Here is a 16,792-nt window from a genome sequence, read left to right as displayed (position 1 = left end):
CTGCGCGCGCGCCGCGCCATGGGCGGCGACCTCTACTTCCACCGCCCGCGCCCGCCGGTGCTGGCGCAGTGGCGGCGCGACGGCTTCCTCGACGAGCTGGGCGCCGACCACGTGTTCCCGGACAAGCGCCGCGCCATCGCCGCGATCACGCACCGGCTCGACTGCGCCACCTGCGCCGCCTGCACGGTGCGCGTGTTCGCCGAATGCGCCGAGCGGCCGGGTCCGGGCTGTGACAAGCGCTGAATCGGCCGCTGCGTTCCGCTCCGTGGGCGTGGACCCGGCACAAAGTCGCGCCGTGGCGGCGTGTCTTCCTGATCTGCCTCAAGCGCCGGCACCGGGCGCCGATAGCGGCGTCTGCTTTCAGACAGATTCCAGGAGACTCGCTTGTCCATCGCCCATTTCAAGACCCACACCATGCTGCCCCTGGGCTTCGCCGCGGTGCTGCTGTTCATGGGAGCGCTCACCGCGCTGGGCATCTCGGGCCTGAACGACGTGGGCCGGCTGCACCGCCAGGCCCTGGGCCCGGAGCGCGCCGCGGCCGCGGCCGAGGTCGAGCGCGAGGTGGCTTCGGTCAGCCGGCTGATGATGGCGCTGGCCGGCGCCGGGCTGCTGGCCGGGCTGGGCTGCGCCGCAGCGCTGGCGCGCGCGATCAAGCGCCCGCTCGACGAGGCGGTCTACATCGCCGAGACCGTGGCCGCGGGCGACCTGAGCCAGGAGTTCAAGACCGAGCTCGGCGGCGACTTCGGCCGGTTGCTGGGCGCGCTCGGAACCATGGAAGACACGCTCACGGACCTGGTTACGCGCATCAAGGGCTCCACCGACGCCATCGCCTCGGCCTCGCGCCAGCTCGACGGCGGCAACAGCGACCTGGCGCGGCGCACCGAGCAGCAGGCGGCCTCGCTGCAGCAGACCGCCGCCAGCATGGGCCAGCTCACGCAGACCGTGCAGCTCAACGCCGAGCGCGCCCAGGCCGGCAGCGGCCTGGCCGCGCAGGCCTGGCAGGTGGCCGAGCAGGGCGGTGCGGTGATGGCGCAGGTGGGGCAGGCCATGGACTCCATCCACGCCAGCTCGCGCAAGGTCTCCGACATCCTGGGCGTGATCGAGGGCATCGCCTTCCAGACCAACATCCTGGCGCTCAACGCCGCGGTGGAAGCCGCGCGCGCGGGCGAGCAGGGGCGCGGCTTCGCCGTGGTGGCCACCGAGGTGCGGCAGCTCGCGCAGCGCAGCTCGCAGGCCGCCAAGGAGATCAAGACGCTGATCGACGACGCCGTCGAGCACGTGGACAGCGGCTCGGCGCTGGTGCGCCAGGCCGGCGGCACCATGGGCGACATCGTGCAGGCGGTGCAGCGCGTCAACGCCATCCTGGGCGAGATCTCGGGCGCGCTGGCCGAGCAGAGCGGCGGCATCGCGCAGGTCAACCAGGCCGTGGCGCACATGGACCACGTCACGCAGGAGAACGCCGCGCTGGTGCAGCAGGCCACCGCCGCCACGGCCGCCCTGGCCTCGCAGGCGCAGGCGCTGCAGACCGTGGTGGACGAGTTCAAGCTCTGACACCGAGCCCGCCCCGCCGCGGCAGGCATGAAAAAGCCGCGGCACCCGCCTGTGCGGGCCGCCGCGGCTGTCGTCCGCGCGCGACGCGTTTCAGTCCACCTTCAGCCCCGTCGGCGCCGCCGGCGGCGCGCCGGCCGCGGTCAGCAGCCCGAAGGGCCCGCGCTCGAACACGCCGCTGGCCAGGCGCGACAGCCCCAGCCCGTCGGTGTCGAAGGGCGCCGGCAGCGGCGCTCCCGCGCCCAGTGCGCGCTTGAGCCGGAAGTCCAGCCCGGCGGTGTCCACGAACGGGTCGCCGCCGTTGTCGACCACGCCCTGGCTCTCGCCCTGGGCGCCGCCGGCGTTGATGAAGACGTTGTAGTCGTGGCGCGCGAAGCGCGAGAAGTCGGGGCTGTTGCCGTTGTAGAAGATGTTGTTGAGGGCCTCGTTGCCCGAGGCCACGCGCGGCAGCGAGCTCAGCGGCGCCTGGTCGACGTTGATGAAGGCGTTGTTGTAGACCTTGGCGTTGTGGAACTGCTCGCCGCCGTTGCCCGTCCAGCCGCCGACCACGCCGTTGGCCCGGTCCCAGCGCGCGCCGGGGGGACGGTAGAACACGTTGCCGTAGACCAGCAGCCGCGCGCTGGGGTTGGTCTGGTTGTCCCACATGATCCCGCCGGTGCTGCGGATGTCGGTGAAGAGGTTGTGGCGGAAGGTCACGTCGCCGACGCTGCCCGAGAAGCCCCAGATGCTGGCCACTTCCGAGTGCACGCTGCCGCTGCCGAAGTAGGACTCGACCCAGCCGTGCTCGACCACGAGGTTGCGCGCGCTGACGAAGAAGGGGCAGCGGCCGATGCCCGTCATGCGGAAGTGCGACAGCGTCACGTTGGCCGCGCCGTACACCGCCAGGCCGTCGTTGGAGAAGCTGCCGCCCTCGCTGCTGACGCTGCCCTTGCCCACCAGCTCCACGTGGCGGATGGTGACGTTGTCGGCGTCGCCGTCGCGCCCGACGCTGATGACCGCGTTGCGGTCGCCGCGCTCGACGATCTTGATGCCGAAGTTGCCCTTCCAGCCCTCGGCCGCGCCGCCGCCGGTCTGGCCGTCGAGCACCCAGTTCGGCGACTTGAAGCTCAGCCCGCCGCCGAAGACGACCTGGCCGCTGCTCCAGGCCGGGTTCCAGCCGCTGGACGTGCCGTGGTCGCTCGCGGTGGCCTTGCGCAGCGTGATGGTGGCGCTGCCGCTGGCTGGCGTGGCGAAGGTGCGCGCCGCGTACAGCCCCGGCGCGAGGTAGTAGGTGTCGCCGCGCGTGAGCGCGGCCGGCAGCGCCGGGAAGGCATTGGTCCAGTCGCGGCCGGAGCCGTCGCCGGCCGCGCCGGGACGCACGTAGTAGGTGGCCGCATGCGAGAGCGCGGGCAGCAGGCTCAGGCCCAGCGCCAGGGTGCCCAGGATCCGTTTGGCATTCATCGCGATTCCTCTTCTTGCTTGCCGGCGCGCCCCACCGGGGCGCGCGGACGATGATCGGTCAGGGGATGGTCTTCGTGGCCTCGCCCGAATAGGCGCTTTCCTTGCCGGAGGCGTCCACCGCGGTCACGGCGAAGTAGTAGGTGTCGCCGCTGGGCAGCGCGCTCACGGTCGTGGTGGTGTTGGTGACCCAGCGGCCGCTGCCCTTGGCCTGCTGGTAGCTGCGCGGGCTCGTGCCCCAGTAGACGCGGTAGCCCGCAACGCTGCCCGCCGGCGCGCTCCAGCTCAGCAGCGCCGAGCCGGTCGTCGCCGGCGCGGGGGCCGGCGCCGGCGCGGGCGCAGGCGCAGGCGCGGGAGCCGGGGCCGGCGAAGGAGCCGGCGCCGGGGCCGGGGCGGGTGCCGGTGCCGGTGCCGGGCTGCCCTCGACGTAGACCTGGCACACCTTGCTCATGCCCGGGGCCGGATCGCCGCCGAAGAAGTCGTAGGCGCACTGCGCGCGCCTGCCGGCCTCGACGTATTTGCCGATCCATTTCGACCCGGTACCGAAGCGCACGAAGGCCCGGGTATTGAGCGTGAAATAGCTCCACTCGCCGGCAATTTGGCGCCAGGTGCCGCTGGACGTCGCAGTAATGGCCTGCGCGCTTTCGGTGGCCAGGGCTGCAGCCGCTTGAGTCTCGGCGGAAATGCTTTCGTTTTCCTGACCGCCGCCGCACGCGGTGGCCAGGAAAACGGAAGCCATCAACGCGGACAGCAGGGCAAGGCGGGAATCGGAATATTGGGAAGACGGCATGATGTCCATAAAAGCAGACACGAAAAGCATCCCCGCGCCGGCCGGCACGAGCAGGGCCGGCCCGGGGGGCGGTGCGTGGGTTCAAGACAGCAGGCGCGGTCCGGCGGGCCGGGACGGCGTTTTCCTGGGCGGGTCTTCAGGCCCGGAAAATCGACGCGTTTATTGCTGTGACAACCCGGAAATATTGTTCAGCGGAGTTTCGCCGAGGGCGAAGCCCTCAGGGCGCGCGGCTGACGACCTTATTGCGCAGGCGCAGCAAGCGTCGCCGCCGATTTCGTTTTCGGCGGTGGGAGTACATGGCTCGACCTGGATCATGCGCACCCAGCGGCACTGCCCGGTATGGGCAGCAGCGGGTGCAGACTTGGGGTTAACGCCGAGATGATAGATATGAATGCGCATGGCTGCGCAATCATGATGTTAGTGCTTGTTTAGAAACATCTGATACACGGGCGGCCGGCAGCGAATATCGATGCGCGCCGGCGCGGGGTACCGGCTTATTGCAGCCGTTGCACGAGAAACCAGTTTGTCCCGTTTTGGTCGGGCAGCCCATTGGGCTGTCCCGGCCTGACGGCGAGTTTCACACTCGGCACCGCGCCGCAGGCTGCAGCGTGATTTTCTGCACGGACCCGCGCGGCGCCATCGGGCACCATGGGCGGTTTTTGGAAACTGGCTGAAACGCCTGCGCTCGGAAAGTACGACATGCCCCTGATCAACGGAACCAGAAACGGCGAAACCCTCAACGGCACCACCGGCGATGACACGCTGTTCGGTGGCCTGGGCAACGACACGCTCAAGGGCGGCCTGGGCAACGACCGTTACCGCTTCGAGCTGGGCACGGGCAACGACCGCATCGAGGATGCCGGCGGCACGGCCGACGTGCTGGAGCTGAGCGATCCGGAAGGGCTGTTCTCGTCCATGAGCTTCTACCGCGACGGCGCCAACCTGGTGCTGGACTTCGGCAGTGCTGCGGGCAGGCTCACCCTGGTCAACCAGTTCGCGGCCGGCGGCGCCTCGCGCATCGAAACCCTGACCACCGACGACGGGTGGGGCCCGTTCACGATCCAGAACGGCCTCGCCGGCAGCGCCGGCAACGATCTCATCGTGGGCACGGATGCGGCCGAATCCATCAATGGCGGCGCCGGTGATGACCTCCTCTTCGGCGGCGGCGGCAACGACACGCTCCTTGGCGGCGCCGGCGACAACGAGCTGTATGGCGGCGCCGGCAACGACAGACTGGTGTCCGGCGCCGACGGCGACGACCTGTACGGCGGCGCCGGCAGCGACACCCTCGCCGGATCCGCTGGTGGCTGGGACGAGGCCTACTACCTGGACCAGACAGCCGGCGTGGTGGCGAACTTCAGCGGACTGACGCTGAGCCATGCCGGCCGGTCCGTGGGCGCCGACAAGGTGCTGGAAACGGGCAGCGGCGCCATCGACACGCTGATCTCCATCGAGGGCTTCACCGGCAGCGCCTACAACGACTACGTGGTGCTGGGCCGCAGCGACGCGTCGCTCAGCCTGACGCTGGGCAAGGGCAACGACACCCTGGTCGGCGGCGCGGGAGGCAACAACGTCTGGGCCAGCGTCGGCTATTGGGACGACCCGAGCGGCGTCATCGTCAATTTCAGCGGCAAGGCGCTGACGGCCACGGTCGGCGGCAAGAGTTATACGGTGGCCGCCGGCTCCGCCCGGGACGGCTGGGGCGGCACGGACACCTTCAAACTCGACGGCAGCAATCTCTCCATCAATGGCTCGGATGCCGCCGACTACATCCGCGGCCGGGACGATGGCGACAATGACCAGATCTGGGAGTATTTCTCTGGCGGCAGCGGCAACGACACCATCGATGGCGGCACGGGCCAGGACCAGGCGGGTTATCACCACACCGGCGACGACGCCGGTGACCATGGCGTGGTGGTCAATCTCTCCGCCGCGGCCTGGAGCGGCAGTTTCGCAGGTGCCGTGCGCACCGTGGCGGCCGGCACGGCCTACGACGATTCGGGCAGTATTGACAGGTTGATCAGTATCGAGAATATCGACGGCAGCATCTACGCCGATGTGATACTGGGCTCGGCCGGCATCAATCATCTCAACGGCAACGAGGGCAATGACATCATCCACGCGGGCGCCGGCAACGACCAGCTCACAGGCGGCGCGGGCGATGACACGCTTGCCGGCGGCGCAGGCTTCGACATGCTGACCGGCGGCGCGGGCAAGGACTGTTTCGTTTTCGACGCCGCCTTCAATACCGGCAACAACTCGGACGGCATCACGGATTTCACCCGCCTGACGGATTCGATTCGCCTCGATGACGCCGTGTTCTCCGGCCTGACGGCGGGCAAGGCCCTGGGCTCGGCCTTCTACGCCGCCGCCGGCGCCACCTCCGCGCGCGCGGCGACGGATCGCATCATTTACGACACCAATACCGGCGCGCTGTATTTCGATGCCGACGGCAGCGGCACGGGCAAGGCCGCGGTGCAATTCGCTTGGCTGACCAATAAGGCCGTGTTGACCAGCCAGGATTTCTGGGTGGTTTGAGGTTTGGCAAATCCGGTGCCCAAGCGCGCTGGAAAACGCTGCAGGGCCCCGCGTCGGCGGGGCCCTTTTTCGTCCGCGCCCATCCGCGCGTTTCTGGGGCCTTTCCCGGGTGCCCATGGGCACGATGGCTGCCTGACCAGGTTCGTACGAACTCGAAACTGACATGCCCCGGGAGATTCCCGGCGGCATGAAGGAGAGAATGAAATGAACCGCACGGAACTGGAGTCCCCGGCCTACGAGCTGCACTTCGAATCCCTGCGCGATTCCTGCAGCGCCTGCGACTTTCCCTGCGATGCGCGCGGCCAGGTGGATATGGACCGGCTCAACGAGTCGGCGTTGAGGCTGTATTTGTATGCCCGCGCGGTGATCGGCGGCATTTACCGCTTCCCCTCGGTGCGGCGTAAGGCGGCGTGCTGAAGCCAGTGGCCGCAGGCGGCTGCCCGCAAGGTCTTGCCGGGACCTGGCATCCGGTTACGCGGCGCGGCCGCGGGCCTGGCACGAAGCCTGCAGGCGGGTCGACATGCGAAAGGAGACCTGTTGCATGAACACCCTGGACGTGGAACAGCCGGGCTACGAGTTGCGCTTCGAGTCACTGATCGACCCGCGCCGCGCTTGCGCCTTTCCCTGTGACGCCCGCGGGCAGGTGGACCTGGACCGCCTGGGCGAGCAGGCGCTGCACCGCTACCTGTACGCCCGTGCGCTCATCGGCGGCGAGTTCGGGCGCCCGGTGGTGCAGCGGCGCGCCGAGGGCTCGGCGCCGCACGCGAACTGAAGGCGGGCGCTGTCCCAGGAGTGTCCCGGATTGGGACAGGGCCGAGCCGCCGGCCTCACACCAGGCCGGCCGCCGCCAGTTCCTTCTTGACGTAGGCGTAGAACAGCGGCGCCGCCACCAGCCCGGTGACGCCGAAAAGCGTTTCCGCGGCGAACATCACCGCCAGCAGCTCCCACACGCCGGTGCTGGTGCGCGAGCCCACGACGCGGGCGTTGATGAAGTACTCGGCCTTGTGGATGGCGATCAGGAAGGCCAGGCAGGCCGCGCCGACCAGGGGCGACACCGACACGCCCACCAGCGTCATCACGACGTTGACCACCAGGTTGCCCACGATGGGCACCAGCCCGAACGTGAAGGTCATGCCCACCAGCGCGTAGTCGTAGGGCATGTGGATGTTGAACAGCGGCAGCACGCCGAGCAGGAAGCCGGCCGTGAGCGTGGCGTTGAAGGTGGCGATCCAGAACTGTGCCGCCACGATCTGGCGGAAGGCGTCGATGAAGTGCACCGCGCGCCGCGCGATGGCCTCGGCCAGCGGCCGGCGTGTCGTGGGCGGGCGGCGCGAACCGAGCAGCGCGCCGACGATCAGCCCGACGTAGGCCAGCAACACGCCGTGCAGCCAGCTGCGCCCGACCGAGGCCAGCAGGCTGGCCTGGTTGCGCAGCTGGTCGGCCAGCAGCGCCTGCATGCCGGCCACGCCTTCGGGCAGGTGGCGCACGATCTCCGGCGGCAGCTTCTCGCGCATCTCCAGCACGGTGTTGGCCAGGTGGTGTAGCAGCGCCTGGTACTGCTGCACGGCCAGCAGCGAGTAGCCCTTGGCGTTGAGCATCAGCAGCAGCAGGCCCACCAGCGGCGCGGTGATGACGACGGTGGCCGCCACCCACGGCGGCAGGTAGTACGGCCCGGCGCGCGGCGGGCCCAGCCGGCCCGGCCGGCCCAGCGGGATGCGCGTCATGGCGCGCGTCACCAGGAAGCTGATGCACACCGCCAGCAGTCCGGGCAGCAGCCCTGCCAGCACCGACAGCAGGCACAGCCCGGCCACCAGCACGTAGCTGGCCACCTGGACCAGCTGCCGGGTGCGGGCCTGGGGATCGGGAAGGGGAGGGATTTCCGGTTTCATGCAGCAGGGGCCGGCCGGCGCACGACGGGCCGGCGCGGTACGGGGCTCAGGCCGGCTGCGCCGAGCGCGGCAGCCCGAACACGCGGTCGAAAGCCCAGTTGAATACGAAGGTATAGACCAGGAAGAACAGCAGCAGGCTCAAGTCCATCGCCAGCGACTGCCACAGGCTCACGTCCAGCCACCAGGCGATCACGGGCACCAGGATGGCGGCCAGGCCGCCCTCGAAGCCGATGGCGTGCGCCACGCGCCGGCGCACGCTGCGCCCGCGCACCGCCTGGCGCGACTCCCAGCGCTCGAAGGCGTGGTTGAACACCACGTTCCACGCCACGGCCACGGCCGAGCACAGCGCCGACAGGCCGCCGGCGTGCAAGGCGCCCGCGTCGGACATCAGCATGAAGCCCGCGCCGGCCAGCACGATGGCGATCGCCTCGTACAGGCCCACGTACACCACCCGCCTCCAGACACCCTGCATCGACGAAGCTCCGTTGGACACCGCCCGGGCGGACATGCCCGGCGCTGCGCAAGTTCCCTGGCGACCGCTTCACGACCCGGGTCAGCCGCCGCCGGGCGGCGTTTTGTCACGGCGCGCCGCCTCGCGCGCGGCCTTGTACCGGAACACCTGGTAGAGCACGCCCAGCGTGGCGAAGGCCACCATCCACCAGCCGAACAGCACGTAGCCGGCGTACACCAGCACGACCCACAGCACGAACAGCAGCACGAATCCCAGCGTTCTCATCACGTCTCCTTGACCCCGGATTGTCCCAGGTCTCAGGGCGCCGGCCGCCGGGGCTCAGCGGCTGTAGCCGCGCGCGGTGACGGGCCAGACGGCCTCGACGCGGTCGCCACGGAAGGCCACGACCTCGTCGTGCAGGTTGAAGGTGGGATCGCAGTGTCCCGGCACCAGCCGCAGCAGGCTGCCCAGTGCCGGCGGCGGCGGCGGCGCCGCTGCGACCCCGGCCCCTGCGGCGTCCCGGGCCGCGGCCGTCAGCAGGCCGTGCTCGTCGTTGGCCTGGGTGTAGTGCCAGGGCGCGCCCGGCGGCCAGGCGCGCGGCAGGCCGGACTCCAGCGACATCGACTTCAGGCCGGCGTCCACCACCGCGTGCGTGCCGGCCGCCGTGCTCATCACGCGCGTGGCCACGAACAGGGCGTGCTCGAAGCGCAGCCGCGTGCCGGGCTCGTTGTCGGCGTAGTCGCGGTCCATGAAGGCGTAGGAGCCGGGCTGCAGCTCGGTGTAGACGCCGCTTTCCAGGTCGAACTCCACGCTGCCGGTGCCCCCGCCGGTGACGGTGGCGCAGCGCAGGCCCCGCGCCTGCAGCGCCGCCACCACGTCCGCGGCGCGGGCTGCGGCGCGCAGCGCCTGCTCGCGGCGCTCGGCCCGGCCACGCAGGTGCTGCAGCCCGCCCTGATATGCCTGCAGGCCGCGGAATTCGAGCTGGGCATGCGGCGCCAGCTGCTCCAGCAGGCGCAGCACGCCCGCGGCGCCGGCCACGCCGCAGCGGCCCTGGCCGATGTCGATCTCCACCAGCACGCCCAGCGCCGTGCCGGCCTCGCGCGTGGCCTCGGCCAGCGCCTGCACCTGCAGCGCGTCGTCCACGCACACGCTCAGCCGCGCATGGCGCGCCCAGCGCGCCAGCGCACGGGCCTTGTCCGGCGTGGCCAGCTCGTTGCTCACGTGCACGTCGCGCACGCCGGCGCGCAGGAAGGGCAGCGCCTCGCTGGCCTTCTGGCAGCACACGCCCACGGCCCCGCGCGCCAGCTGCGCCAGCGCCACCGCCGGGCACTTGTGCGCCTTGGCGTGCGGGCGCAGCGCCACGCCGGCGGCGTCGGCCGCGGCCTGCATGCGGTCGAGGTTGCGCTCGAAGGCGTCGAGGTCCAGCAGCAGCGCGGGCGTGTCCACCCCGGCCAGCGGCGAGCCCGGCACGGCGGCGGGCGGGAAGGGGTCGAAGACGGGCTCCATGGCGGGGGGTGCGGCGTGGTTCATCGGCCCGCAGTGTCACCGATGGTCCCGGCCGCATGCCCCGTCCTGGTGCCGCGGCACGGACACGGGACGGCGCCACGGGCGGGCCGGGCGTGACATCGGCCCAACATCCGGGACGGGCCCGGGCCACGGGAGGCGCGTGCGGGCCCGCAACGTGCTAGCTTGGAGCCGAGGCCTTGTCCCAAGGGGGGCCTGTGCCGGGCACCTCGGCGCCCGGAATCGGCCCTCGTCGCGGCGGACCTCCTCGACACGCAGCCGCCTTGCGCGGCGTTCAGGACAGAGGGGAGCACACGTGATCGAACTGCAAGCCACCATTCCCGAGGGCGTCCACTTCGCCGACCTGCAGCTGTCGCGCGACGCCGAGGACGGCGCCGTCATCTTCGCCATGGAGCCCATCGAGGCCATCTGCGAAGCCAGCGGCCTGGACATCGACGACGTCGTGGACGGCCCGGAGCCCACCGTCTGCCTGCTGATCGCCGCCTGGTACGAGGTGCACCTGCAGCGCGGCGGCGAGCCCGACCCGGTGCAGGAAGACTTCATGGAGGAAGCCCGGCTGGAGATGGAGCGCGGCGGCGGCTTCAGCTACGCGCCCGGACACGCCTGACACCGCGCGCCCGCGCGCCGACCGCGGCCGGCGCGTGAAGCTCAGGGCGCCGCGTCCGCCGCGCTGGCCGCAGGCGCGGCCGCCGCGCCTTCCGGCCGGTCCAGGATCAGCACCACGCTGAAGGTGCTGCCCCGCCCCGGGGCGCTGTCCAGCGCGAGCTGGCCGCCCATCATGTCCACCAGCCGCTGCACGATCGACAGCCCCAGTCCCGTGCCGCCGAAGCGCCGCGTGGTGGAGCTGTCGGCCTGGATGAACGGGTCGAACACCCGTTGCTGCGCCTCGGCCGCGATGCCGATGCCCGTGTCGATCACGTCCAGCCGCAGCTTGCAGCAGCCCGCCACGCGCGCGAGCTCGCGCACCCGCAGCGTCACGCTGCCCTGCTCGGTGAACTTCACCGCGTTGCCCAGCAGGTTGAGCAGCACCTGCTTCAGGCGCAGCGGATCGCCCAGCAGCTGCGGCGGCAGGTCGTCGCTCGCCTCCAGCCGCAGCGCCAGGCCCTTGGCGTCGGCCTGCGGCTGCACCATGGCGCACACCGCCTGCAGCAGCGCATGCGGCGCCAGCGGCACGCGCTCCAGGTGCACCTCGCCGGCTTCGATGCGGGAGAGGTCGAGCACGTCGTTGGTCAGCGCCAGCAGCTGCTCGCCGGCCTGGCTGACGTGCCCGGCATAGACCAAGGCGCGCTCGGGCAGCGCCATGCGCGACATCAGCTGGCTCAGCCCGATCACGGCGTTGAGCGGGGTGCGGATCTCGTGGCTCATGTGCGCCAGGAAGGTGCTCTTGGCCCGGTTGGCGGCCTCGGCGGCGTCGCGCGCCGCGGCCAGCTCGGCGGTGCGCTCGGCCACGCGCCGCTCCAGCGTGGCGTTGAGCGCCTGCAGCTCGGCCTGCGCCTGCTTGCGCGCGGTCACGTCCACCAGCGTGGACAGCACCGTGCGCTCGCCGCGCACGGTCAGCACCTGCGCCGAGATCTGCACCACGAAGTCGTCGCCGTTGCTGCGCCGGAAGGCCTGCTCCCAGCCGCGCACCGTGCCCTGGCGCAGCAGCTCGCCCAGGAAGCGGCGCGCGTCGCGGTCGCTGGACCAGAGCTCGCGCACCGAGCGCCCGACCATGGCGGCGCGGCTCGTGCCCGTCATCGCCAGCCAGGTGTCGTTGACATCGAGCACGGTGCCGTCGTCCAGGCGCGTCAGCGCGATCGCGGCGGGGTTGTTGGTGAAGGCCGCGGCGCAGACCTCCTGGTGCAGCGCCGGGTCGTCGAGCGGGTCGAACAGCGCGCCGAAGTGCAGCGCGTCGCCCTCGCGGCGCGGCGCCGGCGGTGCGGACGCGGGGGGCGGCGCGGGCGGCGCGTCCTCGATGTCGTGGATCAGCCAGCGCACCGCGCCGCCGCCGTCGAGCACCGGCGTGTTGCGCATGCGCCAGCGCTGCGCCATCGGCGCCAGGCCGCGCAGCGGCAGCGGCCCAAGCAGGTAGCGCGGCAGCTCCAGCGTGTCGGTTCCGCGGTGCGACAGCGCCCGCTCCAGCGAGGCACACAGCTCGCCGGCCTCGACCTCGCCGGCCGCGCCGTCCTGCGCGGCCTCGGCCAACAGCTCGAACAGGCCGCGGCCCTCGATGTCGCCGGCCGTGGCCCGCGTGGCCTCCAGGAACGCGGGCGACGCGCCCAGCACCGTGAAGCGCGGCGCGTCGGGGGCGAGCACCAGCAGCCGCCCGGGCAGTGCGTTGATGAGGGCCTGGAAATGGGAGTACACCCCCTGAGTGTCGGCGTTCGCCAGCAAGCATTTGAGGCCGCCAGCCGGCACGACTTCACGAATCGCGAGGCAGTCCGGTATCAGGAGGAAACAGCCCCGGGACAACTCCCGGGGCCGCCGTGCAGACTGCCGCGCCCGGCCGTTACACGGTGCGGCCCCAGCGGTCAGCCTTCGTTCAGGCGGTGCAGTTATAAGGGTTTGTACTTAATCATGCCTTTGCACTGCCATTGCCAGGGAGCCGCCATGACGAGTTTTCTTCTCCTGACCCTGTTCGTCGGCATCGTGGACGTGAACATCCGGGCGCGCCGCGAATTCCGCCGCTGGCTGGAGAGCCAGCCGGCCGACGTGCAGAAGCGCCTGCAGGCCGCCCGGGCCTGGGGCCGCGTCTGAAGGTTTCAGCGGCCGGCGTCCGCCGGGCCCTCAGATCCGCCGCTGCCGGCGCCGCACCGCGCCCAGCCCCAGCAGCGCGGCACAGGCCAGCGCCAGCGTGCCGGGCTCGGGCACGGCGGTGGATTCGTAGGTGATGCGGATGTTGTCGAGGTCGTGGTTGGCGCTCTGCCCGCCGCTGCGCCCGCCGAACCAGACCCGGCTGTCGTAGGCATCGAGCCCGGGGATCACGAAGTTGCTGAGCACGTCCAGCCCGGCCAGGCTGACACTCACCGAATGCCGCGTGAAATCCACCACGATGCGCGAATTGGCGAAACCCTCGTCGTCTGCGCTCCACAGGTCGATGCCCTGGGCATACAGATCGACGGTTTTCACCACCGCGCCGTTGAAATGCACCGACAGGTGGTTGTCATTGATCTCGCCGTTGTCCCAGATGTCATAGCCGATGCCCAGCGAGGAAAAAAAGCCGGGCTCCTCGGCCACCGAATAAGGCGCCACGGCACCGGAATCGCCGTACACCCAGGTATTGAGCAGCGCAAATCCCAGGCCGTCGGCGCGGGTGCCGCCGAAGAGGCGGAAATCGAAATCCGCCACCACGCGGTTGAAGCTGCCGGCAGCCACCTTGTCGAAGGCGATGGTGCCCTGGTCGGCACTGGCGCCGGCCCGGGCCAGGCGCAGGTAGTCGCCCGAGGCGTCGCGAATGACCTCGGCAGCGTCACGCAGCGCGTAGCTGCTGCCCGGCGCGGTGAAATCCTGGTGCACGGTCGCCGCCAGCGTGGCCGCCGAGCCCAGGGCCAGGCCGAGGGCCAGCGCGGCCCGGTGAAGATTTGTGCTGCTGGACATGGTGGACTCCGCCGTGTTTCGAAAGGCCTGGACGTACCGATCCTTCACGGCCATGGATTTGAAGTGGGTGCCGGCGTGTCGCGTGACGGGAATATGTCACGGCCCTTTCTCACAAGACGCCCTGAACAGTTGGATTCATGCGCCGGCTGGCCCATTTTAAAAATCTCCCGGGGATGCTGATTGACGTGAATCGTGTGCCGCCTTGAATCGAGGCCCGGCCCGTGAAATAAAGCCGTTGAATATTGCGCAATCCCGTCGGGCGGCAGGGCGCGGTGTCGCGGAAATGCCGGGAAATCGCTGGCAAATCGCCGACCAGATGAAAGCAGCCGTAACACTCGCGCCATCCTTTGGGGGCCCGGGCTCCGTACCCTTCGGGGCAACGTAGTCGAGCCGTTCCCATGCGCCTGATTTCCCTGTCCCCCGAGTACCTCGAGTCCGAGGAGGTTCTGCCCTTCGACGTCTTCGATGCCGAGGGCAACCTGCTGCTGCACGCGCGCCAGTCACTGCAGGACCGCACGACGCGCACCACGCTGCGCACGCGGGGGATCTATGCCGACTCGCGCTCCGTCGCGGACTGGCGGCGCCGGCTGACGGCGCGGGTGGACGCGCTGGTGCGCGGCAACGAGACGCTGGCCGTCATCGCCAAGGCGCGTGCCGAGCCCCGGCGGCAGGCCGAGGAGTCCTCGCGGCCCGGCGAGGAATGGGAAGCGCTGGTGCACCTGCTCGACGCGGCGCTGCGCCAGTCCGAGCCGGAGCAGCCCTGGGTGGAGCGCGTGCTGGAGGTGCAGGCCCGGGTGCGCGCGCTGACCGCGCAGCGCATGGACGAGGCGCTGTTCCACTACGTCTACAACGGCGCGCGCCATGCCGAGCACTACAGCAGCCACCAGGCGCTGCGCTGCATGCTCATCGCCGGCGAGGTGGCGCGCGAGCTTGGCTGGGACGCCGCCGACATCGTGGTGCTGGAACGCGCGGCGCTGACCATGAACGTGGGCATGCGCCGCCTGCAGGACCGGCTGGCGCTGATGGTGGCCCCGAAGCTCGACGACAACGTGCGCAAGCTCATCGCGCGCCACTCGGAGGACGGTGCACAGCAGCTGCTCAACAGCGGCGTGGCCGAGCCCGACTGGATCGAGGCGGTGCGCCACCACCACGACGCCGCGCTGGAGTCGCTGCCCTACGAGCGACTCAGCACCGGGCAGCGCCTGGCGCTGCTGCTGCGCCGCGTGGACATCTACTGCGCCAAGATCAGCCGCCGCGCCGGGCGCGCGCCGCTGACGGCGATGCAGGCCGCCGGCCAGTCATGCCTGGGGCCCGACGGGCGGCCCGACCGCATCGGCGCGGCGCTGCTCAAGGCGCTGGGGCTGTACCCGCCGGGCTGCTTCGTACAGCTCGCCAGCGGCGAGACCGGCATCGTGCTGGCGCGCGGCGCGCGCGCCAACCACCCGCTGGTGGCGGCGCTGGTCAACGCCCGCGGCCAGGCGCTGATGAGCCCGCTGCTGCGCGACTCGGCGCAGCCCGGCCTGACCGTGCGCGCGGCGCTGCGCCCGGACCAGGTGCCGGTGCAGCCGTCGATGCCGGCGCTGCGCCAGCTGCGCATGGCGCTGCGCTCCTGAGTCCGCCGGCGCGGCGGCCCCCTGCGGGCGTCGGCGCAAGCAAAGTGCCGGGCGGCGCAAGTTTTCACGTTCGTGCCGCTTTGACGGCTCAAGCGCGGCGCGATCGTCGCCGACACTGCGGGCAACCCTTCCCGCGGGCAGTTTGCCTGTGCCCGTGTCAATCGCCCGGCGTGTAGTAGTAGCCGTGAAACTGCTTCCCATCTCCCTGGACCAGGTCCAGCTGCAGGATGCCCTGCCTTTCGACCTCCTCACCGCCAACGGGCTGCTGCTGCTGCCGGCAAACCGGCGCCTGGAAAGCCCCAGCGCGCTGACGCGGCTGCGCGGCCACGGCCAGGTGTACGGCCCGGCGCGCGACGTCGAGGCCTGGCGCCGCGGGCTGGCGCATGCCGTGCACAAGGTGGTGCGGCGCAACGCGCCGCTGCTGCACCTGGCCCGTGCCCGGCCCGAGCTGCTGTACGGGGAGCAGGGCGTGGTCGCGCCCGGCGAGGAGTGGAGCGACCTGGCCTGGCGGCTCAACGCCGCGCTGCAGGAGCCCGGCAACGGGCCCGGCTGGATCGAGCGGGTGCAGGAGGTGCATGCGCGGCTGCGCGCGCTGCCTGCGCAGCGCTACGACGAGGCGCTGTTCCACTACATCCACCACGGCGCCTGCAACACCTACCTCTACAGCAGCCACCAGGCGCTGCGCTGCATGCTCATCGCCAGCGAGACCGCGCGCCGCCTGGCCTGGGAACCCGAGCGCATCGAGCTGCTGGACCGGGCCGCGCTGCTGATGAACGTGGCCTCGTGGCGGCTGCAGAACCAGCTCGCCCGGCACCACGGCCGGCTCGACCCGGAGATGCGCGCCGAGCTGCAGCGCCACCCCGACGCGGGCGCACAGCTGCTCGAACGCAGCGGCGTGAGCGAGCCCGACTGCCTGGACGCGGTGCGGCTGCACCACGACGCCTCGCTGGCCGGGCGCCCCGACGGCGAGCTTTCGACCGGCGAGCGCCTGGCCGTGCTGCTGCGCCGCGTGGACATCTACTGCGCGCGGCTGAGCCGGCGTGCCGGGCGCGGCGCGCTCTCGGCGCTGCAGGCCGCCAGCCACGTCTGCCTGGGCGCCGACGGCCAGCCCGACGCCATCGGCGCGGCGCTGCTCAAGGCCGTGGGCCTGTACCCGCCGGGCACCTTCGTCAAGCTCGCCAGCGACGAGAGCGCCATCGTGCTCACGCGCGGCGACCGCGCCAACCAGCCGCTGGCCGTGGCGCTGAGCGACGCGCAGGGCCACGCGCTGCAGGAGCCGCGGCTGCGCGACACGGCCGAGCCCGGGTACGCCGTGCGCGCCGCGCTGCGCCCTGAGCAGATGCCCGTGGACCCGCCGATGGCCAAGCTGCTGGCGCTGCGCGTGGCCAACGACGAGCGGGTGCGGCTGGCGTCGGCGGCGTGACGC

Annotated in this window: 17 protein-coding genes; 9 read left to right on the top strand and 8 right to left on the bottom strand. The window is 71.2% G+C overall.

The genetic code is table 11. From position 1 onward, the window contains the following. On the top strand, positions 1-243 hold a 243-nt coding region (locus tag FJ694_RS30665; protein WP_510513691.1), incomplete at its 5' end, for an STAS domain-containing protein. A gap of 141 nt (positions 244-384) precedes the next feature. Next, a complete protein-coding gene (locus FJ694_RS30660; RefSeq protein WP_232540302.1) occupies positions 385-1,551 on the top strand; it encodes a methyl-accepting chemotaxis protein in 1,167 nt (388 codons plus the stop codon). Positions 1,552-1,641: 90 nt separating this feature from the next. Here the strand turns inward: FJ694_RS30660 and FJ694_RS30655 are convergent, their stop codons facing one another. Together FJ694_RS30655 and FJ694_RS36870 are read right to left on the bottom strand one after the other, a co-directional pair. Beyond that, entirely contained in the window at positions 1,642-2,988 is a 1,347-nt protein-coding gene (locus FJ694_RS30655; protein WP_157271332.1) for a hypothetical protein, read from the bottom strand. Positions 2,989-3,046: 58 nt separating this feature from the next. Then, complete coding sequence (locus FJ694_RS36870; protein WP_198321084.1) at positions 3,047-3,724, bottom strand: fibronectin type III domain-containing protein; 678 nt, start codon at positions 3,722-3,724, stop codon at positions 3,047-3,049. A gap of 750 nt (positions 3,725-4,474) precedes the next feature. On the opposite strand from FJ694_RS36870, the gene FJ694_RS30645 reads away from it, so the two are divergent. From FJ694_RS30645 to FJ694_RS30635, 3 genes are all read left to right on the top strand, one after another. Beyond that, complete coding sequence (locus FJ694_RS30645; protein ID WP_198321083.1) at positions 4,475-6,313, top strand: calcium-binding protein; 1,839 nt, start codon at positions 4,475-4,477, stop codon at positions 6,311-6,313. 204 nt (positions 6,314-6,517) lie between these two features. After that, the gene (locus FJ694_RS30640) at positions 6,518-6,730 is read left to right on the top strand and encodes a hypothetical protein (protein ID WP_157271330.1); all 213 of its coding nucleotides are present in this window, start codon (positions 6,518-6,520) and stop codon (positions 6,728-6,730) included. A 124-nt stretch (positions 6,731-6,854) separates the two neighbouring features. Further along, positions 6,855-7,085: a hypothetical protein gene (locus FJ694_RS30635; protein WP_157271329.1), complete on the top strand. Its 231-nt coding sequence runs from the start codon at positions 6,855-6,857 to the stop codon at positions 7,083-7,085. A 55-nt stretch (positions 7,086-7,140) separates the two neighbouring features. Here the strand turns inward: FJ694_RS30635 and FJ694_RS30630 are convergent, their stop codons facing one another. The 4 genes from FJ694_RS30630 to FJ694_RS30615 form a co-directional block, all read right to left on the bottom strand. Beyond that, the gene (locus FJ694_RS30630) at positions 7,141-8,202 is read right to left on the bottom strand and encodes an AI-2E family transporter (RefSeq protein WP_157271328.1); all 1,062 of its coding nucleotides are present in this window, start codon (positions 8,200-8,202) and stop codon (positions 7,141-7,143) included. A gap of 46 nt (positions 8,203-8,248) precedes the next feature. Beyond that, on the bottom strand, positions 8,249-8,674 hold the full coding sequence (locus FJ694_RS30625) for a PACE efflux transporter (RefSeq protein ID WP_157271333.1): 426 nt from the start codon (positions 8,672-8,674) through the stop codon (positions 8,249-8,251). An 81-nt stretch (positions 8,675-8,755) separates the two neighbouring features. After that, positions 8,756-8,938, bottom strand: a complete 183-nt coding sequence (locus FJ694_RS30620) for a hypothetical protein (protein ID WP_157271327.1) — start codon at positions 8,936-8,938, stop codon at positions 8,756-8,758. Between the two features lie 54 nt (positions 8,939-8,992). After that, positions 8,993-10,159, bottom strand: a complete 1,167-nt coding sequence (locus tag FJ694_RS30615; protein WP_157271326.1) for a DSD1 family PLP-dependent enzyme — start codon at positions 10,157-10,159, stop codon at positions 8,993-8,995. A gap of 313 nt (positions 10,160-10,472) precedes the next feature. On the opposite strand from FJ694_RS30615, the gene FJ694_RS30610 reads away from it, so the two are divergent. Further along, positions 10,473-10,784, top strand: coding sequence for a hypothetical protein (locus FJ694_RS30610; protein ID WP_157271325.1), 312 nt, complete (start codon positions 10,473-10,475; stop codon positions 10,782-10,784). Positions 10,785-10,825: 41 nt separating this feature from the next. On the opposite strand, the gene FJ694_RS30605 is transcribed toward FJ694_RS30610, so the two are convergent. Next, positions 10,826-12,523, bottom strand: a complete 1,698-nt coding sequence (locus tag FJ694_RS30605) for a sensor histidine kinase (RefSeq protein WP_157271324.1) — start codon at positions 12,521-12,523, stop codon at positions 10,826-10,828. 243 nt (positions 12,524-12,766) lie between these two features. On the opposite strand from FJ694_RS30605, the gene FJ694_RS30600 reads away from it, so the two are divergent. After that, on the top strand, positions 12,767-12,913 hold the full coding sequence (locus tag FJ694_RS30600; protein WP_157271323.1) for a hypothetical protein: 147 nt from the start codon (positions 12,767-12,769) through the stop codon (positions 12,911-12,913). Between the two features lie 30 nt (positions 12,914-12,943). Here FJ694_RS30600 and FJ694_RS30595 read toward each other — a convergent pair whose 3' ends face one another. Then, positions 12,944-13,753 carry a PEP-CTERM sorting domain-containing protein gene (locus tag FJ694_RS30595; protein WP_157271322.1) on the bottom strand — a complete coding sequence of 270 codons (810 nt, stop codon included), beginning with the start codon at positions 13,751-13,753 and terminating at the stop codon, positions 12,944-12,946. Positions 13,754-14,151: 398 nt separating this feature from the next. Here FJ694_RS30595 and FJ694_RS30590 point away from each other — a divergent pair, with 398 nt between their 5' ends. Together FJ694_RS30590 and FJ694_RS30585 are read left to right on the top strand one after the other, a co-directional pair. Then, positions 14,152-15,366: an HD-GYP domain-containing protein gene (locus FJ694_RS30590; protein WP_157271321.1), complete on the top strand. Its 1,215-nt coding sequence runs from the start codon at positions 14,152-14,154 to the stop codon at positions 15,364-15,366. 184 nt (positions 15,367-15,550) lie between these two features. Then, positions 15,551-16,789, top strand: coding sequence for an HD-GYP domain-containing protein (locus FJ694_RS30585; RefSeq protein WP_157271320.1), 1,239 nt, complete (start codon positions 15,551-15,553; stop codon positions 16,787-16,789). Positions 16,790-16,792 lie beyond the last annotated feature (3 nt).

The organism is Azohydromonas aeria, assembly GCF_009760915.1.
Lineage (GTDB): Bacteria > Pseudomonadota > Gammaproteobacteria > Burkholderiales > Burkholderiaceae_C > Azohydromonas > Azohydromonas aeria.
This window is presented reverse-complemented; position numbering and strand designations above follow the sequence as displayed.